The 1,802-nt window shown below is 61.3% G+C and carries 1 protein-coding gene and 1 pseudogene; one reads left to right on the top strand and one right to left on the bottom strand.

Translation table 11 applies throughout. From position 1 onward, the window contains the following. Positions 1-1,229, top strand: a pseudogene (locus BAUR9175_RS19050) (ISL3 family transposase); the annotation flags it as partial. A gap of 21 nt (positions 1,230-1,250) precedes the next feature. Here BAUR9175_RS19050 and BAUR9175_RS19045 read toward each other — a convergent pair. Further along, the coding region (locus BAUR9175_RS19045; RefSeq protein WP_146000933.1) for a transposase at positions 1,251-1,802 on the bottom strand (552 nt) is incomplete at its 5' end.

Genomic DNA, 1,802 nt, shown 5'->3' with positions numbered 1-1,802 from the left:
GCCAAAACATCACCGGGCACAAGGCGATTCTGGAATGCCGGCCCAACACTGCTGATGACTGGTGCCGTCGGTGCGGTGGCCACGGGATCGTTCGCGATACCGTCGTCCGCCGTCTGGCCCACGAACCTTTCGGCTACCGACCAACCACGCTTCATCTTCGCCTCCGCCGTTACAAATGCGTCGAGTGTGGCCGCGTCTGGCGTCAAGACGCCACAGCCGCGGCACCACCACGAGCGAAGATCTCGCGAACCGGCCTCGACTGGGCGTTGCGTGCCCTCGTCATCGATCACGACACCGTGTCCGTCATCGCTGCGAAACTCGCAGTGTCCTGGCACACCGCGAACTCCGCCGTCCTCGCTGAAGGTCAGCGGTTGTTGATCAACGACCCGACTCGTTTCGACGGGGTCAGCGTCATTGGTGTCGACGAGCATGTATGGCGGCATACCCGGCGTGGTGACAAGTACGTCACCGTCATCATCGACCTCACCCCGATCAGCGAGGGAACAGGCTCGGCACGTCTGCTCGACATGGTGGCTGGCCGTTCGAAGCAGGTGTTCAAGCAATGGTTGAAAGCCCGTCCGAAGGACTGGCGTGAGGGCATCGACGTCGTCGCGATGGACGGATTCTCCGGCTTCAAAACAGCCTCAGCTGAGGAACTGCCCGACGCTGTCGAAGTCATGGACCCCTTCCACGTCGTCAAACTCGCCGGTGATGCCCTCGACGAGGTACGTCGCCGAGTTCAGCAAGAGACAACCGGCCATCGCGGACGAGCAAAGGACCCGTTGTACCGGGCAAGAAGAACTCTGCACACGGGCAGCAGCTTACTCACGACCAAGCAGCAGGAAAGAATCGCGAACCTCTTCGCTGACCCGAACTTCACCGAAGTCGAAGTCACCTGGGCCGTCTACCAAGACATTGTCGGCGCCTACCGAACCGCGGACCGCAAAGAGGGCAAGAGACTCTTGCAAACGGTCATCGACGCCCTGACAACGAATCTGCCATCCGAACTTGCCGAGCTCAAACGGTTAGGACGAACGTTGAAGCGTCGAGCTGCTGATGTCCTCGCGTTCTTCACCCGACCGGGAACGTCGAACGGTCCCACTGAAGCGATCAACGGCAGACTCGAGCATCTACGCGGGTCCGCGCTGGGATTCCGCAACCTCACGCATTACATCGCGAGGTGTCTGCTCGAGTCCGGTGGCTTCAGACCGGTTCTACACTCTCAATTACGACACTCCTATAGTGTTTCGTCAAGCGGCGGCCACCTCTTTTCTGGGATGAAGAGTCTCGACGATGAGGGGGTAGAGCTGGCGGACGAGGTAACGCTTCAGGCAACGGATGATTTCCATCTTGGTCTTGCCTTCAGCAGTTCGTCGCGCCACGTAGTCGCGGGTCTCCTGGTTGTAACGCAGCCGCACCATCACGATGTGATAAAGCGCGGAGTTTGCCTGCCGGTCCCCAGCGCGGTTGAGTCGGTGGCGTTTAGTCTTACCCGACGATGCCGGGATTGGGCAGACCCCGGCCAGTGCTGCGAACGCGGCTTCTGAACGTAGCCGATCAGGGTTGTCCCCGGCGGTGATCAACAGTTGCGCGACGGTGTCTCGGCCGCAGCCGAAGACCCTCATCAGGTCGGGAGCGTGGTCGTCCAGTAGTCGCTGCAGGTGCCCAGCCAAGTCCTCTATCTGCCCGGTCAGTGCTTGCCAGCGCCTGGCCAGCAGCCGCAGGCTGTAGGCCGTGGCCTCGGCGGCGGTGACCGGTGTCGCTGTTGGTCGCGATGCCGCCAGTGCTGCAATCAGTTTGGG

It is taken from the genome of Brevibacterium aurantiacum (assembly GCF_900169065.1).
Classification (GTDB): domain Bacteria; phylum Actinomycetota; class Actinomycetes; order Actinomycetales; family Brevibacteriaceae; genus Brevibacterium; species Brevibacterium aurantiacum.
Note: the sequence above shows the minus strand (reverse complement) of the source record. Positions and strands in the feature narration are given on the sequence as shown.